This window comes from Meridianimaribacter sp. CL38, from assembly GCF_004328055.1.
Classification (GTDB): Bacteria; Bacteroidota; Bacteroidia; order Flavobacteriales; family Flavobacteriaceae; genus Gaetbulibacter_B; species Gaetbulibacter_B jejuensis.
Map to the genome: position 1 here is coordinate 265,220 of NZ_QKWS01000001.1, position 19,886 is coordinate 285,105.

Here is a 19,886-nt window from a genome sequence, read left to right on the forward strand (position 1 = left end):
ATTATTTCTTTTTTGTGGTTGTCTTTTTCTTTGTGGCTTTTTTCTTAGGAGCAGCTTTTTCTAAAATTTCTTTAGCTTCTTCTAAAGTCATATCAGTTACGTCAACAGTTTTTTGAAGCTCAACTTTAGTTTTACCTTTTATAACATTATGTCTTCCCCAACGTGCTTTTTCAACTCGTATACCTTCACTTTCCCAAGAGTGCACTAATTTATCCTTTTCTTTTTGAATTTTGTCCTCTATTAACTCAATAATATCAGAATCGGAAAGATTATCCCAATCATACTTCTTGTTTACGTTGATAAACATGTTGTTCCACTTTATAAATGGTCCAAAACGTCCTTTACCTTTTTGAACTGGCAACTCCTTATACATATATATAGGAGCATCGGCTTTTTGTTTTTCTTTTATTAAAACAATAGCGTCATCCATTTCTACACTTAGAGGGTCAACACCTGCAGGTAATGACACAAACTTTTTACCAAACTTAACATAAGGCCCAAAGCGTCCGTTGTTAACTTCAACCTCTTCTCCTTCATAAGTTCCTAAACTTTTTGGAAGCTTGAATAAATCCATTGCTTCTTCATAAGTTATAGTGTTTAATTGTTGGTCTGGTGTTAAACTCGCAAACTGAGGTTTTTCTTCATCATCAACAGTTCCTATTTGTACCATAGGTCCAAACTTACCTAAACGCACACTCACTTGCTTACCTGTTTTTGGATCGGTTCCTAAAACACGTTCACCAGATTCTCTATCGGCATTTTCTTGAACATCTTCAACTTGCGGATGAAAATCTTTATAAAAGTCTTTCATCATTTTAGACCAGTCTACTTTACCTTCAGCAATATCATCAAAATCTTCTTCAACTTTTGCTGTAAAGTTATAGTCTAAGATATATTCGAAATGATTCACCAAGAAATCCGTTACAATCATTCCTATATCAGTAGGCACTAGTTTACCTTTATCTGAACCTACTTTTTCTGTAAGTTTCTTATCTTTTATTGCACCTTGTTGCATGGTTAATTGAGAATAGTCTCTTGCAACACCATCCACAGTTCCTTTTTCAACATAATTTCTGTTTTGAATTGTTGAAATTGTTGGCGCATATGTAGATGGACGACCAATACCTAACTCTTCTAATTTCTTTACCAAAGATGCTTCAGTATATCTAGCAGGTGGTCTTGTATAACGCTCAGTAGCTGTAATGTAATTATTAAGCAAGGTCTCGTTTACTTTCATTGCTGGCAACATTCCGTCTTGCTCTGCATCTTCATCATCAGTACCTTCAAGGTAAACCTTTAAAAACCCATCAAAAGTAATTACCTCTCCATTAGCTGTAAAGGTTTCGTTATGTGTTGAAGCACTTATTTTTACATTGGTACGTTCTAATTGCGCTTCACTCATTTGAGAAGCAATGGCACGTTTCCAAATTAAATCGTATAATCTTGCTTGGTCTCTATCTGCATTAACAGAATGTGCAGAAAAATCGGTTGGTCTAATAGCCTCATGCGCTTCTTGAGCTCCTTTAGCTTTACCTTTATAATTTCTAGGTTTACTATAGCTAGAACCATAAGCATTTTTAATTTCGGCCTCGGCACCTTTTCTCGCCTCGTCTGATAAGTTAACACTATCAGTTCTCATATAGGTTATCAATCCAGCTTCATACAAACGTTGTGCATTTGACATGGTTCTACTTACTGAAAATCCTAATTTTCTAGCAGCTTCTTGTTGTAAGGTTGATGTTGTAAATGGTGCTGCTGGCGATTTTTTAGCAGGCTTTTTTTCGAGGTTAGCAACTTTAAAGTCTGCTGAAATATTCTGCTCTAAAAACTTATACGCTTCTTCTTTGCTAGAAAAGTTCTTAGGTAATTTTGCTTTAAAAGCTTGACCGTCTTCGTTAGTGAATTCAGCGTCGATTCTATAAGATGCTTCAGGTGAAAACTCTTGAATTTCGCGTTCGCGCTCTACAATAAGTCTTACTGAAACTGACTGCACACGACCAGCAGATAAACCACCTTTAACTTTTCGCCATAGTACTGGAGATAATTCGTAACCTACAATTCTATCTAATACACGACGTGCTTGTTGTGCATCAACCAAATCGTAATCAATACCTCTTGGATTTTCTATTGCACGTTGAATAGCTGTTTTGGTAATTTCATGAAAAACGATTCGTTTGGTCTTTGATTTGTCTAGTTTTAACGTTTCAGCTAAATGCCACGCAATAGCTTCTCCTTCGCGATCCTCATCACTTGCCAACCAAACCGTTTCGGCTTTTGCTGCTAGCTCCTTTAGTTTTTTTACGACATCTCTTTTATCTCTAGACACCTGATATTTAGGCTTAAAATCTCCATCTACATCTACTCCAAGTTCTTTTGAAGGCAAGTCGGCAATGTGACCAAAGCTAGATTCAACTTTAAAATCCTTACCTAAAAATTTCTCGATAGTTTTAGCCTTTGCAGGTGACTCAACAATTACTAGATTCTTCGCCATAAATCATTTTTTAAGGCTACAAATGTATGTCAAAAAAATTTTATGCACCTAATTTTTCATTCTTTCAATAAAAAAAGCCTGAAAACATTCAGGCTTAAATTATATCTTTTTTAATGCTATTCGTTATGAATCAGAGCACCTCCATCCCAATCTTCAAGCCAATATATTGCAGTCTCATTATTGTTGCTTCCTAAATAAAATTGAAATGTTCTAGTGATAACAGCTGTACAGACTTCAATATTGGTAAAATCAACACGTATCGACCTACTAGGAGGAACAGATGTTGTTTCCAAACCATCAGTAACTAAATATGCTTCCCAAGAACTTCCATCACATCCGCTAGCTGATAAGGTAACCATTAAACAATCATCATCTATTTCGGCATTTTGAATAGAAAAACTAGATGGCGACTCTTGATTAAATAATTCTTCATCAAAAATCATTTGGTCTCCACATTCATTATTTGAACCATTGTCATCATCGGAATTACACCCTAAAAGCAACAGTAGAAAAACAAACGACATGTACTTTTTTAAAATCATAACTACACTGTATTTAGTTTAAGTCTAGCGCACTAATTTGCTGTAAAGTTCCTTCACCATACTCATATTGATACACAATATTATCACCTATCATAATGAGCACATCTTCCATAGGCACTACGTCTTTTGCTTGCAGGTCAATAAATGTTTGTGATAATTGTAGCTGTATTGGATCAGTTTTGTCATATATTTTCAAGCCCGAAGTACCATCGCACACGTAAAGACTATTTCCTTTAAAACCTAACCCATAAGGATTCTCTAAAAAGTATGTAGCCACAAGAGTTGGATAAGTTTTATCACTTATATCGATAACTTCCAGAACACTTTCTTGTTGACCACACTCATTACCTCCTCTAAGTGTTAAATAAGCATAGTCTCCATCAACCACAACAGGATCACACCCTTCCCAATGTATAAACTCTGACACATAACTTGGGTTAGCTGCATTTTCTAAACTATAAATATACATTCCGTTACTTCCTCCTAAGTACAAATAGCCATCAGCATGAAACATAGTTTCAATATTCCAACCAGAATATTGTGTAGTCACTAGGTTAGGTTGAGCGAGGTTTTCAATATTAAAAATAGACATTTCAGACACTCCTACCGTGTACAAATAATTATCTACAATTTGAAAACGCGCCAACGAACCTCCTGTACCAACATCACCAGATGCTCCTCCATTAAAAGTCTCTAACACTGCATCATCATTTATTACTTCGCGTTGTTGCTGAACAAGTTCCCAACCAACAATAACATCGTTTTCTGGGTTATAATCTCCAAACTCAGCAACATCGGTTCCTACAGGAATTTGGTAATTATAATATGAAAACACATCCTCTAAACGCTCAACCATTTGGATGTTGTTAATATTTGAAATATCAAACACCAACAAATCAATAGAACTATCGGCAAACAAATAATTATCTTTAATTGAAATATCTACATTTCCTGGTATCTTAATTGAAGATATTTGTTGAGGAGAAGCAGGATTACTATTATCTATAATATGCACTCCTTTAAACTCATCATTAACAAAAATATAATCTTGGTACATATAAATTTTACCAGCTTCATCAATGGTTTGAGAAGGTAATATTTCAACTGAGTTTCTAAACTCTGCTTTACTCATTACTTGCGGAATAGCAACGTTTACTGTTTCGTACTGAATGTCGTCATCATTACATGACCAAAGCACAAACACCAACAAGAGGCATAAAAGATTTTTCATAGATTGATTAGTTTTACAAGTTAGATGCAAAATCTATAAAAAGGTTGCGTGAGTTTTTGTTAAAACTGCTGACCCTCACCTATTTTATCTATCTCTTTTTCATCTAGTCCCACTGAATCTTTATAAATGTAATACAATGGCAACACTGTAAATGATGCTGTAACTAATACACCAATAAAGCACATTAGAATACCTACTACTTGAGCCAACATACCAGAAACTAAAATAAGTCCAAAAGTAATGAGCCATTTTTTGTTTCCTAAATTAAATGCAGCTTTAGTAATTTCAGAAGGTGAAAGATGCGGATTAAATGCAAATATTACGTTCATTAATGTAATAGGAACCATAACAAAAAATAACGGTAAAACGCATAAAAGTGTAGCCGCAAACGTAATTCCGAAAGAGATGAGGGACAATGAAAACACTTTACCTAAATATGGTTTTTTCAAAAAGTAGAAATAATCCTCTTTACCAACTTCATCAAGGTCTTTCATTTTACAAATTCTTAAGAATGCTGCTTTTAACGCAAACCCAATTACCATTGCAAAAAACGAGAAAACCATCATCATTAAATAAAATGGAATCATAAGAGCAAAATTAGGTTCTCCAGACTCTAGCGCTTGAGGGTCAAACAAGCCCATAGCTATTAAAGGCAAATACATTATAATGTAAAACGGAATCATTAAAGCCATAGTAAGAATGGTCATGACAAGTCCTTGCACCCAAACCTTTTTAAAAAGCTCAATACTTCTGTTGAAAATATCACCAAAATCTAAATCTTTAGCGTTTTGGATTTTTAATTGTAGTTCTGTGAATGTCATAATTTTTTATAGTTGATTTATTGTAAAAGTACACTAAAATTCATCTTTAGCAAAAACAGAATACACACTGTCACTTTGTCACAAATTGCAAATTAATTGTATCTTTGCACACTTATTGACTGATAGAAATTTTCAGTATAGAATATGGAAAAGATTATAGACGAAAACAAACAAGGTGAACGCCTTATTTTAGAAACTAAAGACGGAAACACACGTAAGCTTTTTATTGAAAGTTATGGTTGTGCCATGAACTTTAGCGATAGTGAAATTGTTGCTTCAATTTTACAAAATGAAGGATTTAATACTACTCAAAGCCTTGAAGATGCCGATTTGGTTTTGGTAAACACTTGCTCCATTAGAGACAAAGCTGAGCAAACCGTAAGAAAACGTCTTGAAAAATATAATGCTGTAAAACGAAGTGTAAACCCTAAAATGAAAGTTGGTGTTTTAGGTTGTATGGCAGAACGCTTAAAGAGCAAATTCCTTGAAGAAGAAAAAATAGTTGACCTTGTTGTAGGCCCTGATGCTTACAAAGACTTACCCAATCTACTTGCTGAAGTAGATGAAGGCAGAGACGCTATAAATGTTATTCTTTCAAAAGAAGAAACTTATGGAGACATTTCTCCTGTGCGTTTAAATACAAATGGTGTTACCGCTTTTGTATCGATTACGCGTGGTTGCGATAATATGTGTACATTTTGTGTAGTACCTTTTACTCGTGGTCGTGAGCGCAGTAGAGACCCTCAAAGTATTATTGAAGAAGTTAACGATCTTTGGAACAGAGGATTTAAAGAAATTACACTTCTAGGTCAAAACGTTGATAGTTATTTATGGTATGGTGGCGGACTCAAGAAAGATTTTGAAAAAGCTACTGATATGCAAAAAGCAACAGCTGTAAATTTTGCTAAACTGTTAGAGCTTTGTGCCCAAGCACAACCTAAAATGCGTATTCGTTTTTCTACTTCAAATCCGCAGGATATGACTTTAGATGTGGTTGAGTCTATGGCAAAGTATGATAATATATGCAACTATATACATTTACCAGTACAAAGTGGAAGCGACAGAATATTAAAGGAAATGAATCGTCAACATACTCGCGAAGAGTACATAGAACTTATTGACAACATCAAGCGCATTATTCCTGATTGCACAATAAGTCACGATATGATTGTTGGTTTCCCAACTGAAACTGAACAAGATCATCAAGACACGCTAACTTTAATGGAACATGTAAAATATTCTTTTGGATACATGTTTGCCTATTCTGAACGACCAGGAACACTAGCAGAACGAAAAATGGAAGACGACGTTCCTGAACCAGTTAAAAAAAGAAGATTAGCCGAAATTGTAGCCTTACAACAAAGACATAGTTTATATAGAACACAACAGGAAACCAATAAAATTGTTGAAGTTCTTATTGAAAAAGACTCTAAAAAGTCTTCTAACCATTGGTCTGGAAGAACACAACACAATACTGTTGCTGTGTTCCCAAAAGAACATTATAAAATTGGTGATTTTGTAAATGTAAAAATTACCGATTGTACAACTGCTACACTTATTGGTGAAGCTGTTGGATATTCAAATAATAATTAAACACATGTCGCCTCGAGCGTAGTCGAGAGGTCTTTATTAGGTTTCGACTACACTCGACCTGACAAACTATAATATAACATGGAATCAGTTCAAGCTATAAAACAACGTTTTGGCATTATTGGCAACGACCCAAAACTCAATCGTGCCATAGAAAAAGCCATACAGGTTTCTCCTACTGACATTTCGGTATTAGTTACAGGAGAAAGTGGTGTTGGTAAGGAAAGTATTCCAAAAATTATACATCAATTATCACATCGCAAACACGGAAAATACATTGCAGTAAACTGTGGTGCAATTCCCGAAGGCACCATTGACAGTGAACTATTTGGTCATGAAAAAGGAGCTTTTACAGGAGCAACACAAACACGCTCTGGGTATTTTGAAGTTGCCGATGGTGGTACTATTTTTCTTGATGAAGTTGGAGAACTTCCTTTAACCACTCAGGTAAGGTTACTTCGTGTACTTGAAAATGGCGAATTTATTAAAGTAGGAAGCAGTAAAGTACAAAAAACCAATGTACGTATTGTAGCCGCAACAAACGTTAATATGTTTGAAGCCATCAAAAAAGAAAAATTTAGAGAAGACCTTTATTATCGCTTAAGCACAATAGAAATAAACATTCCTCCGCTTCGCGAACGCAAAGAAGATATTCATTTATTGTTTAGAAAATTTGCAAGCGATTTTGCTCTTAAATACAAGATGCCAACGGTAAAGCTAACAGATGACGCTGTTAATCTTTTACTAAAATACAGATGGAATGGTAATATTAGGCAACTTCGTAACGTTGCTGAACAAACATCAGTTTTAGAACAAAATAGAACTATCAATGCAGAAGCGTTACGCCATTATCTTCCAGATGCTGGCAGCAACCTTCCTGCTGTGATTAACAATTCAAAATCAGAAAGTGATTTTAGTAACGAACGAGAAATTTTGTACAAGGTGTTGTTTGACATGAAGAGCGATTTAAATGATTTAAAAAAGCTCACTATGGAGTTGATGAAACATGGTAATGGCTCTGACGTTCAAAAAGACAATCAAGGTTTGATACAAAAAATCTATGGCAACAACGATGAAGATGACGATTCAACAATTGAAGATTTAGAAGTATTATCAATTCCCGAAAAAACTATTGATTCAATTGAAGAGATAAGCAATATCGAAGACGTGCAAGACAAATACCACTTTGCTGAAGAAATTGAAGAAGAAGAAACCTTGTCGCTTCATGACAAGGAATTGGAATTAATTAAAAAATCGCTTGAACGTCACAACGGAAAACGTAAATTAGCAGCTGCCGAACTTGGAATAAGTGAACGCACGCTTTATAGAAAAATTAAGCAATACGATTTGTAAATGAAAGCATTAAAATATAGTCTATTAATATGTATTTCTGTTTTAATCACAGGATGTAAGGTTAAGTATTCGTTTACTGGTGTGCAGGATTTAAAAGCCGAAACCTTTCAAGTTAATTACTTCCAAAATAACTCAGCACTAATTGAACCTGGTTTAGATAGAGATTTTACGCAAGCGTTACAAGACCTTATTCAAAACCAAACAAGTCTTAGCTTGGTAAACTCTGGTGGAGATTTAATTTATGAAGGTGAAATTACTGAATATAGAATTTCTCCAACTACAGCTACTGCCAACAATACTGCAGCTCAAAACAGACTTACTATAAGTGTTAATGTTCGTTTTTTTGATAAAGATGCTCCTGAAGAAGATTTTGAGCAGCGTTTTTCATTTTTCTATGATTATGATGGTGATGCGCAACTTATAGGTAGTCAAAAAGACACTGCACATGAAGAGATTTTTGAACGTCTTACACAAGATATTTTTAATGCTACTTTAGCAAAATGGTAAATTACTAATGCAGTTGCAAGATTTTACATATTTACTTCAAAACCCTCAAAATATCACTACAGATCAAATTAGCGGTATTACTTCGGTTATTGAGGAGTATCCTTATTTTCAACCAGCAAGAGCATTATACCTTAAAGCCTTAAAAAACAAACAAAGTTTTAAATACAATCTTGAATTAAAAACTACTGCAGCCTACACTACTGACAGAAGTATTCTGTTCGATTATATTACCAGTGATGCGTTTAACCAAAATGAAATATCTCAGATTATAAGGCAAAACTATGAACATTTAAAAACTATTGAAGTTAAAGATGCCGACGATATTTCAGTAAATAAAAGTGTAACTATTGACGATGCACTTAAACAACATATAAAAGATACCGAAGGTGTTTTGGACCCAAATTTATTTGAGGAAAAATTCATCGCAAAAAATGTTGAACAATTTATTTCCGCCATTAACGATGCTCCAAAAATTCCAATCATCGATATTGATACTGACAATATTGAACCTTCTCCAAAAGAGCAACTAAACATAGGAAAACCATTAGAGTTTGACAAGGCTGAAACACACTCGTTTACTGAGTGGTTAAAGATTACTAGTTTTAAACCTATTGAGCGAGAATCCTCAATCGAAGTAAAGGAAACAAACGACACTCAAGAGGAAGCACAAGAATCTACCATTGATAAAAAGTTTGAACTTATAGATAAATTTTTAAGTAAAAATCCTAAGATTGTACCTGTAAAAGACACCAAACCTCAACAAAATTTAGCACAACCTAAACCAGAGCAAAACGATGGTTTAATGACCGAGACTTTGGCTAGAATTTATCTAGAACAAAAAAACTACGATAAGGCAATTCAATCTTATAAAATTTTAAGTTTGAAATATCCAGAAAAAAGTGGTTTCTTTGCAGACCAAATTAAAGCAGTAAAAAAATTACAAGAAAATAATCAATAAATAATGACACAGTTTACAATATTTTTAGTTCTTATAGTTATTGTAGCATTTTTATTAATAGTAGTAATCATGGTGCAAAATCCAAAAGGTGGTGGTTTATCATCTTCATTTGGTGGTGGAGGTACTCAACAATTAGGAGGTGTTAAAAAGACAACCGACTTTTTGGACAAAAGTACTTGGACATTAGCAACAGTATTATTGCTATTAATCCTTTTGTCAAACTTTGCAATTGGAGGAGCTAATGGTACAGAATCTAAAGCATTAGACCAAGACGAAGCTACAACTACAACTCAAGACGCATTACCAACCAGTACAGAAACTGCTGATGATACTGCAACAGTAGGAGATTCAGTTCAGTAATTTCTGATTATACAATTTAAGAATGCCAACTTTATGTTGGCATTTTTTTTGCCCTAAAATGAAAAAATGTCAGTTACAATGTATTGGCACATTTTTAGCATAACGCTTAAGCGTTAAACACATTTTAATAACCAAAAAAAGAAATATAAAAATGGCATTAAACATTAAACCTTTAGCAGACAGAGTTCTAGTAGAACCTGTAGAGGCTGAAACCAAAACAGCTTCAGGAATCATTATTCCAGACAACGCCAAAGAAAAACCTCAAAAGGGTAAAGTTGTCGCTGTTGGTAAAGGCACAAAAGACGAAGCAATGACAGTAAAAGTTGGTGACACAGTACTTTATGGAAAGTACTCTGGCACTGAACTAAAACTTGAAGGCAAAGACTATTTAATTATGCGCGAGAGTGACATTTTCGCAATTGTTTAATCATCATTTAAAAACCAAATAAAATGGCAAAAGATATAAAATTTGATATTGAAGCACGCGACGGATTAAAACGTGGTGTGGATGCATTGGCAAATGCAGTAAAAGTAACTTTAGGACCAAAAGGTAGAAACGTAATTATTGGTAGAAGCTTTGGCGCTCCTCAAGTCACTAAAGATGGTGTTTCTGTAGCTAAAGAAGTAGAGCTTGAAGACGAGCTTGAAAACATGGGAGCACAAATGGTAAAAGAAGTAGCTAGCAAAACCAACGATTTAGCTGGTGATGGAACAACTACTGCAACAGTTTTAGCTCAAGCTATTGTAAAAGAAGGCTTAAAAAACGTTGCTGCTGGTGCTAATCCAATGGATTTAAAACGTGGTATTGACAAAGCTGTTGAAGCCATTACTGCTAACTTAGAAAAGCAAGCTAAAAAAGTAGGAAACTCATCTGAAATGATTAAGCAAGTAGCGTCTATCTCTGCAAATAACGATGACACTATTGGTGAGTTAATTTCTCAAGCGTTTTCTAAAGTTGGAAAAGAAGGTGTAATTACTGTTGAAGAAGCTAAAGGAACTGATACTTATGTTGACGTTGTTGAAGGTATGCAGTTTGACAGAGGTTACCTATCTCCTTACTTTGTAACTGATAGCGATAAAATGATTGCTGATTTAGAAAATCCTTACATTTTATTATTTGATAAAAAGATTTCTAACTTACAGGAAATCCTTCCAATATTAGAACCAGTTGCTCAATCTGGTCGTCCATTATTAATTGTTGCTGAAGATGTTGAAGGACAAGCTTTAGCTACTTTGGTTGTAAACAAACTACGTGGTGGACTTAAAATTGCTGCTGTAAAAGCTCCAGGTTTTGGTGACAGACGTAAAGCAATGCTAGAAGATATTGCGATCTTAACTGGTGGTGTTGTGATTTCTGAAGAAAGAGGATTCTCTTTAGAAAATGCCGATTTAAGCATGTTAGGTACTGCTGAGTCAGTTATGATTGACAAAGACAATACAACAATTGTTAACGGTTCTGGTAAATCTGCTGATATTAAAGCTAGAGTAAATCAAATTAAAGCACAAATTGAAACTACAACTAGCGATTATGACAAAGAAAAACTTCAAGAGCGTTTAGCTAAACTTGCTGGTGGTGTTGCTGTATTATACGTTGGTGCTGCAAGTGAGGTTGAAATGAAGGAAAAGAAAGACAGAGTTGACGATGCTTTACATGCTACAAGAGCTGCTGTTGAAGAAGGTATTGTTGCTGGTGGTGGAGTTGCTTTAGTAAGAGCTAAATCGGTTTTAGAAAAACTTACTACTGAAAACCTTGATGAAACTACAGGTGTACAAATTGTAAACAAAGCTATTGAAGCACCTTTAAGAACCATAGTAGAAAATGCTGGTGGTGAAGGTAGTGTTGTAATCTCTAAAGTAATGGAAGGTAAAAAAGATTTTGGTTTTGATGCTAAAACTGAAACTTACGTAGATATGCTTAAAGCTGGAATCATTGACCCTAAAAAAGTAACACGTATTGCTTTAGAAAATGCAGCTTCAGTTTCTGGTATGATTTTAACTACTGAATGCGCTTTAGTTGATATTAAAGAAGACGCTCCTGCAATGCCTCCAATGGGAGGTGGTGGAATGCCAGGTATGATGTAAAACAAAGTTTTTTAAAAACTAAAAAAGCCTCAAGACAATCTTGAGGCTTTTTTTTGGCATAAATATTGTGACTGAATCTCTTAATCGCTATTCACTCTAAAACTTATAATTATGAAAAACAATTATTCTCATCGCTTAAATCTTACCACCAAACATTTAACTTCTTTACTAGTTTTAATCATTTTTATTTTAAACACAACCAAAGCATTAAGCCAAAAACCCAATCTAAAAGAAACTACCGAAAATGCCTATGCTAAATATTTTAATGCAGAACGAGAAACTATTTACTTACACTTTAACAAGCATACTTTTTTAACAAACGAACCAATATGGTTCAAAGGTTATGTGTACGACAAAAAAAATGGTATTCCTTATATTACAACATCAAATGTATATGTAACGCTTTACGATAAAAACGGTAAAGAAATAGAAACCAAACTATTTTATTGTGAAAATGGAATGTTTACTGGCAGTTTTGATGTAGGTCCAAGTTTAGCAACAGGTTATTATTTTTTTAAGGCATATACTAACTGGATGAAAAACTTTAAAGAGGATGAATCTTTCACCTCTAGTCCTATTCAAATTTTAAATCAACATTCCAATCAAGAAACAACTAATAATAAAATATTAGACTATGATTTACAGTTCTTGCCTGAAGGTGGACATTGCATAGCAGATGTTACCAATTCAATAGGTTTTAAAATTATTAATTGTAATGGAGAAAGCCTTGAAATTGAAGGTGTAATAACTGATTCAAACGACAAGACCATAATGCCTTTTAAAAGTAACACATTTGGAATGGGTAAGTTTGATTTATTGATGAAAAAAGGCGAAACCTACAACGCTATTTATAACATTAATGGCAAGAATTATAAAACCCCTTTACCTCAAAGTGAAGCTTTAGGATACTCTTTTTCTGTTAACAACCATATCAATACTAATATGGTTTACATAACACTTAAAACAAATAAAGCAACACAAGCATTCGAAGCTAATAAAACGTATTATTTAGCTATACACCAAAACAACAAAAGTTCAATTACTGAATTAAACACTTCAGTTTTAAAAACTGAATACACTATACCTATTTCATCAAAAACTCTTCCTTATGGAGTAAACACTATTACTTTATTTGATGATGAATTAAATCCACTTTTGGAACGCATGATATTTAATCCTAAAAACAAGGATTTTATGAGAGCTACAGTTGAAAAGATATCAAGCTCTTCAGATTCAATTGGAATAAAAATCAACCTAAAAGACAACAAGAAAATTGCTACTTCTACTAGCCTAAGTGTTTCTGTTTTACCGCTTGAAACCAAAGCAATAAACACTAATAAAAGTATAATAAGCAACTTATTAATTGACCCTTACATAAATGGTTCTTTTGAAAACTCAGAATATTACTTCAATAATTTTGATCGAATAAAAGCTTTGCACCTAGATTTAGTATTATTAACCCAAGGCTGGAGTAAATATAGTTGGGAAGATATCAAAAATGGCGAACAAGAATTAATTATTCCTTTTGATAAAGGGGTTTCAATTACAGGAACACTTAATGAACCAATAGACAAAGACTCTAATTACCAAGTTCATATGTTTTCTCTAGTTAACAACATTAACGAAACTAAATATATAGACAATAATAAACAATTTAACTTTGAGAATTATTTCATAGCAGATTCTTCTAAAGTACATTTCAATGTGCTTAAAAACGGGAAAAAAATAACCGACCCAAAGTTGTATGCAAGAGTAATAAGCTCAGGAAAAACTTCACTAAATCAATTATTTTCTATTCCTAATACTTGTGTTTTTGAAACTTTACCAATAGATACTGTTAACAGCTACAATGACATGGAGTTTGAAGGCGAATTACTAGATACTATAAACTTACACACGAAAATAGTTGATAAAAAAGCGCCTCTTAAGAACAAAAAAGCCTATATTGGAGATGCTTATAGTATAGGTGTAAAAATTGATTCTATCCAAGAAAGAATGTATTCTTTCGTATCTGATATTATAGACGCAAATGGTTTTATGTCTTACCAAGCACTAGGAAGAGTTATTATTATAAATAAGCGTCCTATTTCTATTAAAGCTGGTTCTAGCCCTTTATTAATAATTGATGGTGCCAATATGGGAACTAATTATGATATAATATATAACATGCCTTTAAATCAAGTTGATGAAATATATTTTAATAAATCTGGTCTTGGATATGGAGTAAGAGGAGGTGCAGGAGTAATAAGTATATTTTTAAAGAAAAGTTATGGAGTTGGAGCTAAAGGAGATTTTAAAAGGTATGCCAACACACTAATAACAACTGGAGGGTTTTCTCCTCAAAAAGAATTTTATATACCACTTTTTTATTTGAACTCGCCTAGTAACTTTATGTCATATGGAGCTATTGATTGGAAACCAAAACTTACAACAAACGAAAAAGGTTCAGTTGAATTTAACATAAAAAATACGTCGATAAAAAAGCTACTTTTAATCATCGAAGGTTTTTCAATTAATGGAAATTTGATTTCTGAAACTAAAGAATTACTATTAGACTAAGCCCAACCTAAAATATGAAAAACACACTTGTTTTAACTATAATGATTGCTCTATTTTTCTCAAAAAACATAGCATCACAAACTAATGAAAAGTCAAAAATAGAGCAAGCATATACTTCATATTTTAATACTGAAAGAGAAACTATTCATTTACATATTAACAAAAACATCTTTATAAGTAACGAACCTATTTGGTTCAAAGGTTATGTCTACGATAAAAAAAATGGAGTTCCTTTTATAAACACAACAAATGTTTACATATCGTTACTAGACTCAAACGGTAAGGAGATAACAAACAAATTATTTTTTGCCCAAAACGGTTATTTCACAGGAAGCCTAGACACCAACAATTTAATTGCAGGTGACACCTATTATATAGTTGCTTATACAAACTGGATGAATAATTTTAAAGAAGACGAAGCTTACGTCTCTATGCCTATACATATCCTCAACCCAAATTCTGATTTAAACACAAGTGCAACTAAAGATTCCACAACTAAAAAACTTAAACATGATTTACAGTTTTTACCTGAAGGCGGTTATAGCATTATAGGCGTTACAAACACTTTTGGTTTCAAAATCACTGATTGTAACGCTAGAGGATTAGAAATAGATGGCTCAATAGTCAATTCTAAAAATGAACCGATAACCAACTTTAAAAGTAACATTTTTGGTTTAGGTAAGTTTGATTTATTACCAGAGAAAAACGAAAAATACACTGCTAAATATACAGTTAATGGTATAGACTATTCTAAGGAAATAGTAATTGATAGTGAAGAGGGGTTTGCTATTTCGGTTAATAATTATACAAATCAAGAGTTAACTTATATAACCCTAAAAACAAACGACGTAACACTTAAAAACAATTCAGGACTAACTTACTACTTAGTGATAAATCAAAACAACAAAGTAGTGGTTATTGATTTAAAAGTTGACGATTTAAAAACAAGCAATGTTATTCCTGTAAACAAAAAAAATCTAGTATCAGGAATAAATACAATTACATTATTTAACGAAAAATCTGAACCATTAATTGAACGCTTAATTTTTAACTACGACGACTCATTAATTTTAAACTCAGATATTATTGTAAATACTAAAACTAATGATTCTATCCCTTTATCAATCAAAACATTTACCCATACTAAAACACCAATAGCTTCTAATTTAAGTATTGCTATTTTACCAGACGATACTCTAACACAAACCAATAACCAGAATTTAATAAGCTCTTTTTTATTAAAGCCTTATGTGAAAGGTTATATTCAAAATCCTAATTATTATTTTACTGATATTAACAGGTTAAAAACATATGAGCTAGACTTGCTTTTATTAACTCAAGGCTGGAGCAAGTATAAATGGGAAAATATAAAAACCGGAACCCCAAAAATAACTCACAATTTTGATGCTGGACTTTCAATAAAAGGTTCATTAAATCCTCCAAAATCCAGTGTGCCTTACACCATTCAAATGTTTTCAATCACTAATCAAATTAATGAATCAACAACGCTAGTCAACAACAGTTTTTCTTTTAACAACTTTTACTTAAAAGACTCTGCATCTATAAACTTTACTGTTTTAAAAGGAGACAAAGTAATTAATAATTTAAAGCCTTACATTGATATTACTGACAACAATCGTAAGCTGCTAAAACAACCTACACTTCCTTTAATAAATAAATGTAAGACAACCACAACAAATAGTTTTTCTCTAGAACACGCAAGCAGTTTAGGACAAGAATTAGACACTATCAACCTTACTTATGTACACAAAAAAAATAGTGATACAATCTTACAAAACCGCAAAGAATATATAGCTAACAGGTATAGTAAAGGAATTAAAGTAGACGATGAATTAAGAAGAATGTACTCATATGTAACTGATATAATTAATTCTCATGGCTTTGTCGTTGATCAACTACAAGGTGCAGGAGTTGTAAAAATAAAAAACCGTAACCCTGTGACTTTTATGGCAAGTAATGAACCTTTACTTATCATTGACGGATCAAGCTACGATAGAAATTATGATATATTATATAACATGACACTAGAGCATGTAGACGAAATATTTATTGACCCTGACGGAAATGGATATGGTTCTAGAGGTGGTGCAGGTATTATTAGAATATATTTAAAACAGAGTTACAAGTTAGATTACACTAAAAAAGCCATCGCAAATGAATTTACTGTAAACAATGGTTTCTCTACAGAAAAAAAGTTTTATGTTCCTGAGTTTTATGCGTTATCAAAAAATGACTTTATAAACTACAGTAATATTGATTGGAAATCAAACATTGAAACTGACCAATCAGGAAATGCTAATTTTAAAATTTTTAATACTAATATTAAAAAAGCTATTTTCGTCATACAAGGTTTTAGTTCAGACGGCAAGCTACTTTCTGAAATCAAAGAAATAAATTTAATTGATTAACAAAATATAAAAGCCACCTTTTTGAGGTGGCTATTTGCTTTAATCATCTTTAAATTGAAGGGCTATCAGTTTGTAGCCCAAAAACAGACTACTTCTTTTTAGCAGGAGCCTGTGGAGTCTTTTTTACTGCTTGTTTAGGCAGTGTAGACTTTCCTTTTGACTTGTCTTGTCCCATAACTTTATTGTTTTTAAAAGAACATACTAAAGGTATGCAGAAAATAGATTCGTGATATTTTTATTGGCAAAAATTTAACTAAAAAAGCTCAAACTTTTAGTTTGAGCTTTTTCTCAATTAAAGAATATGTTTTTTAATGCTTTTTATGATTAGGATCTTTTTCATCTTTGTGGTCATCTCTCACCTCTTCATCACGATATTTACAACAAGGGTGTACTGAGTTGTAAGCCTCATCAGTAGCTTTCATATCTTTTAAATCATGCCCTACTGCAACAATATTTTTTTTAATATCATCTAAGCTCGTTTTTCCTTCGTTGTAAATCAATTTCAGTTCATGTGTTTCAACATTCCATATCGCACTTTTTACACCTTTAGTTTTTATGCATGCTTTTTCAATTCGATCTTTACACATCATACATACTCCATCAACCTCAAGAGAAGCTTTGGCATTTTTATTTTGTGCAAACGTTACTGTTGCCATTAAAAACGTAATTAATACTGCTATTTTCTTCATTTTATTTTTGTTTTAAAAGTTTATTTAATTCTAAATCGTAATCCTGCGTAATACATACTTCCAAAAATTGGACCATACACAAATGTACTATCAAAGTTTGAACCAAAAGGGTCATTTGCACCTAATATAGGATTGTCTTGACGTACATTGGTAATATTCTCTCCTCCTAAATATACTTCAAATTTTGGAGAAAACACCTTAGTAACTTGCGCATTAAGTGTTGCTACTGTTGGAGAGTTTTCAGGTAATTGGTATTGTATAGGGTTACTAGCTGTTGACGCAAAACGTTGTTCGCCTAACCAATTAAAAGTTGCATCAAATTTCCATCGTCCTTCTGCATCACTAGGATGTGTTTCATATCCAGCATTTGCAAAAAACCTGTGTTGAGGCGTAAGAGGTCTTATAGCTTTTCCTGTTTGATATTTAGTCTTCACGTCATAGTATTTATAAGCTAATCGCACATCAAAGCGCTCAAAAGCATTATAGTTTAATTCCGTTTGAAAACTATTAGCATAACTATCATTTTCTAAATTATAGAAACTTATTTCTTGTGGATTTTCCCAATCTACAACCACTTGGTTTTGAAAATCGGTTCTGTAAAAATCTACTGTAACATCGGCTTTTCTTCCAAAGAGATTAAACCCTTGCAGATAAGACACACCATAATTCCATGCAATTTCTGGATCTAAACCATAAATTTCTCCACCATTAGCTCCAATAATATTAATGGTTCTTGAAGTTGCAAATAAGCTTTGATTTTCAGCAAAAATATTAGCAGAACGTTTACCTCTTCCAAAAGAGGCTCTAAACGCAGATTTTTCCCAAGGCGTGTATCGTGCATGAAAACGTGGCGTTACAAAAAAGCCTAGTTTATTATGATTATCAACACGTAATCCAGCTGTAAGATTAAACTTATCTAAATTATCAAAATTATATTCAAAAAAGGCTCCCAATGAGTTGTCTGTACGCTCATAAACTGTATCCTCAACAAACTCATCATAATGGTCGTAAGTAAAACTAAGTCCTGTTTTAATTTTATGACGCGAATCGCTAATAATTGAATTATAAATAATATTAGAATAAATACTATTGTGTTCAATATCGTACTGTCGTAATCCAAAATAAGAATCTTGCTGATGGTTGCTAACCGCAAATTGCACACCAACACTTTGCCATGGAATTTCAGGGTTTACATAACCTAATTTCCCTGAGAAATCAAATCGTTTGGTATCAATTTCACTTCCCCAAGCGTTGGTAGTCAACTTATCAGTGTCTGGGTTAAAATCTAGCTCACCTGTTTGTTTTTCATCGGTTAAAAACCTGAAATTAAAAAACCCAACAAACCCTTTTTCAGTGTCAGTATATTGCCATCTATTCATCACATTTATTTGATGATACTTTGGCATATCTAAAAAGTTGTCATTATTTACATCATGTTCTTTTTGATGTGTGTTACCATGTAAATACAAACCTGTACTCCACTTATCACTTACTTTAGTATTAAAGTGTGTATTCAATTCCATACGTTCGCTACTTGCTCCGTAAAAATTCACAAATAGCTTATCGTCTTTTGTTGGTTTTTGAAGTTCAGCATTTATTTGTCCTGCAATACTTTCATATCCATTAACCACACTTCCCATTCCTTTAGTAATTTGAATACTCTCAACCCAAGTTCCTGGTGTAAAGGTTAATCCGTAAGCTTGCGAAGCTCCTCGAACTGTTGGTATGTTTTCTGTTGCTATTAAAATATATGGACTAGTAAGACCTAACATTTTAATTTGACGTGTTCCTGAAACTGCATCGGCAAAATTAACATCTATAGAAGGATTGGTTTCAAAACTCTCAGAGAGATTACAGCACGCAGCTTTTAACAACTCATCGCTACTTACAGTAAATGTATTGGTAGCTTGTAAATATGATTTTGAAGTTGCTTGCTTTCTTGAGGTTACTGTTATTTCGTCCAACTCACTTGTTGGTTTCAACCAATGTGTTATAGCCTTAGCTGAACTAACGGTTATAGTATCGGTTTTATAGCCTACATAACTTACAACCAGCTTTGTGTATTCACTTTGATAAGGTATCGAAAATTTCCCATCGATATCAGTAACAGCTCCTACAGTTGTATCTAACCAATATACATTGGCTCCAACAACTGGTATTGGTTCGTTTTCTTTATTCTCTTCTAGAATAGTTCCGTTAAGGGTATCTTGAGAAAGTCCAATAAGCGGAAACAAGAGGATTATATATAATAGTTTTTTCATTTTTAAAAATTTA

Annotated in this window: 15 protein-coding genes; 9 read left to right on the forward strand and 6 right to left on the reverse strand. The window is 33.0% G+C overall.

All coding sequences use genetic code 11. The annotated features are described in order from the left end of the window. Window position 1: 1 nt before the first annotated feature. The 4 genes from topA to DMZ43_RS01315 all read right to left on the reverse strand — a co-directional run bounded on the left by topA (window position 2) and on the right by DMZ43_RS01315 (window position 5,085). A complete protein-coding gene (gene topA / locus DMZ43_RS01300; RefSeq protein WP_131505888.1) occupies window positions 2-2,491 on the reverse strand; it encodes a type I DNA topoisomerase in 2,490 nt (829 codons plus the stop codon). A gap of 116 nt (window positions 2,492-2,607) precedes the next feature. Further along, window positions 2,608-3,033 (reverse strand): hypothetical protein, encoded by a 426-nt coding sequence (locus tag DMZ43_RS01305; RefSeq protein ID WP_131505889.1) that lies wholly within the window; start codon window positions 3,031-3,033, stop codon window positions 2,608-2,610. A 13-nt stretch (window positions 3,034-3,046) separates the two neighbouring features. After that, window positions 3,047-4,264: an LVIVD repeat-containing protein gene (locus tag DMZ43_RS01310; RefSeq protein ID WP_131505890.1), complete on the reverse strand. Its 1,218-nt coding sequence runs from the start codon at window positions 4,262-4,264 to the stop codon at window positions 3,047-3,049. Between the two features lie 59 nt (window positions 4,265-4,323). After that, window positions 4,324-5,085 carry a hypothetical protein gene (locus DMZ43_RS01315; protein ID WP_131505891.1) on the reverse strand — a complete coding sequence of 254 codons (762 nt, stop codon included), beginning with the start codon at window positions 5,083-5,085 and terminating at the stop codon, window positions 4,324-4,326. Between the two features lie 144 nt (window positions 5,086-5,229). Here DMZ43_RS01315 and miaB point away from each other — a divergent pair, with 144 nt between their 5' ends. The 9 genes from miaB (at window position 5,230) to DMZ43_RS01360 (ending at window position 16,923) form a co-directional block, all read left to right on the forward strand. Next, on the forward strand, window positions 5,230-6,678 hold the full coding sequence (gene miaB, locus DMZ43_RS01320) for a tRNA (N6-isopentenyl adenosine(37)-C2)-methylthiotransferase MiaB (RefSeq protein ID WP_129759189.1): 1,449 nt from the start codon (window positions 5,230-5,232) through the stop codon (window positions 6,676-6,678). A gap of 78 nt (window positions 6,679-6,756) precedes the next feature. Further along, window positions 6,757-8,028 carry a sigma-54-dependent Fis family transcriptional regulator gene (locus DMZ43_RS01325; protein ID WP_131505892.1) on the forward strand — a complete coding sequence of 424 codons (1,272 nt, stop codon included), beginning with the start codon at window positions 6,757-6,759 and terminating at the stop codon, window positions 8,026-8,028. Then, complete coding sequence (locus DMZ43_RS01330; RefSeq protein ID WP_129759191.1) at window positions 8,029-8,535, forward strand: LptE family protein; 507 nt, start codon at window positions 8,029-8,031, stop codon at window positions 8,533-8,535. Between the two features lie 7 nt (window positions 8,536-8,542). Then, window positions 8,543-9,493, forward strand: a complete 951-nt coding sequence (locus DMZ43_RS01335; protein ID WP_131505893.1) for a hypothetical protein — start codon at window positions 8,543-8,545, stop codon at window positions 9,491-9,493. 3 nt (window positions 9,494-9,496) lie between these two features. Beyond that, complete coding sequence (gene secG, locus DMZ43_RS01340) at window positions 9,497-9,853, forward strand: preprotein translocase subunit SecG (RefSeq protein WP_131505894.1); 357 nt, start codon at window positions 9,497-9,499, stop codon at window positions 9,851-9,853. Between the two features lie 151 nt (window positions 9,854-10,004). Then, a complete protein-coding gene (groES, locus tag DMZ43_RS01345) occupies window positions 10,005-10,280 on the forward strand; it encodes a co-chaperone GroES (protein WP_129759194.1) in 276 nt (91 codons plus the stop codon). A 23-nt stretch (window positions 10,281-10,303) separates the two neighbouring features. After that, window positions 10,304-11,935 (forward strand): chaperonin GroEL, encoded by a 1,632-nt coding sequence (gene groL / locus DMZ43_RS01350; protein ID WP_131505895.1) that lies wholly within the window; start codon window positions 10,304-10,306, stop codon window positions 11,933-11,935. A 111-nt stretch (window positions 11,936-12,046) separates the two neighbouring features. Beyond that, window positions 12,047-14,494, forward strand: coding sequence for a hypothetical protein (locus DMZ43_RS01355; protein ID WP_131505896.1), 2,448 nt, complete (start codon window positions 12,047-12,049; stop codon window positions 14,492-14,494). Between the two features lie 14 nt (window positions 14,495-14,508). After that, complete coding sequence (locus DMZ43_RS01360; RefSeq protein ID WP_131505897.1) at window positions 14,509-16,923, forward strand: hypothetical protein; 2,415 nt, start codon at window positions 14,509-14,511, stop codon at window positions 16,921-16,923. 308 nt (window positions 16,924-17,231) lie between these two features. Here the strand turns inward: DMZ43_RS01360 and DMZ43_RS01365 are convergent, their stop codons facing one another. Both DMZ43_RS01365 and DMZ43_RS01370 read right to left on the reverse strand, forming a co-directional pair. Next, window positions 17,232-17,612 (reverse strand): heavy-metal-associated domain-containing protein, encoded by a 381-nt coding sequence (locus tag DMZ43_RS01365; protein WP_131505898.1) that lies wholly within the window; start codon window positions 17,610-17,612, stop codon window positions 17,232-17,234. A gap of 20 nt (window positions 17,613-17,632) precedes the next feature. Further along, window positions 17,633-19,873 carry a TonB-dependent siderophore receptor gene (locus DMZ43_RS01370; RefSeq protein ID WP_131505899.1) on the reverse strand — a complete coding sequence of 747 codons (2,241 nt, stop codon included), beginning with the start codon at window positions 19,871-19,873 and terminating at the stop codon, window positions 17,633-17,635. Window positions 19,874-19,886: the final 13 nt, after the last annotated feature.

Bases quoted from the DNA above. Each gene is read 5' to 3' on its own strand.
- secG (WP_131505894.1), top strand. From the start codon at position 9,497: ATGACACAGTTTACAATATTTTTAGTTCTTATAGTTATTGTAGCATTT.
- DMZ43_RS01370 (WP_131505899.1), bottom strand. From the start codon at position 19,873: ATGAAAAAACTATTATATATAATCCTCTTGTTTCCGCTTATTGGACTT.
- DMZ43_RS01325 (WP_131505892.1), top strand. From the start codon at position 6,757: ATGGAATCAGTTCAAGCTATAAAACAACGTTTTGGCATTATTGGCAAC.
- DMZ43_RS01305 (WP_131505889.1), bottom strand. From the start codon at position 3,033: ATGATTTTAAAAAAGTACATGTCGTTTGTTTTTCTACTGTTGCTTTTA.
- DMZ43_RS01360 (WP_131505897.1), top strand. From the start codon at position 14,509: ATGAAAAACACACTTGTTTTAACTATAATGATTGCTCTATTTTTCTCA.
- miaB (WP_129759189.1), top strand. From the start codon at position 5,230: ATGGAAAAGATTATAGACGAAAACAAACAAGGTGAACGCCTTATTTTA.
- DMZ43_RS01335 (WP_131505893.1), top strand. From the start codon at position 8,543: ATGCAGTTGCAAGATTTTACATATTTACTTCAAAACCCTCAAAATATC.
- groES (WP_129759194.1), top strand. From the start codon at position 10,005: ATGGCATTAAACATTAAACCTTTAGCAGACAGAGTTCTAGTAGAACCT.
- DMZ43_RS01365 (WP_131505898.1), bottom strand. From the start codon at position 17,612: ATGAAGAAAATAGCAGTATTAATTACGTTTTTAATGGCAACAGTAACG.
- DMZ43_RS01310 (WP_131505890.1), bottom strand. From the start codon at position 4,264: ATGAAAAATCTTTTATGCCTCTTGTTGGTGTTTGTGCTTTGGTCATGT.
- groL (WP_131505895.1), top strand. From the start codon at position 10,304: ATGGCAAAAGATATAAAATTTGATATTGAAGCACGCGACGGATTAAAA.
- DMZ43_RS01315 (WP_131505891.1), bottom strand. From the start codon at position 5,085: ATGACATTCACAGAACTACAATTAAAAATCCAAAACGCTAAAGATTTA.
- DMZ43_RS01330 (WP_129759191.1), top strand. From the start codon at position 8,029: ATGAAAGCATTAAAATATAGTCTATTAATATGTATTTCTGTTTTAATC.
- topA (WP_131505888.1), bottom strand. From the start codon at position 2,491: ATGGCGAAGAATCTAGTAATTGTTGAGTCACCTGCAAAGGCTAAAACT.
- DMZ43_RS01355 (WP_131505896.1), top strand. From the start codon at position 12,047: ATGAAAAACAATTATTCTCATCGCTTAAATCTTACCACCAAACATTTA.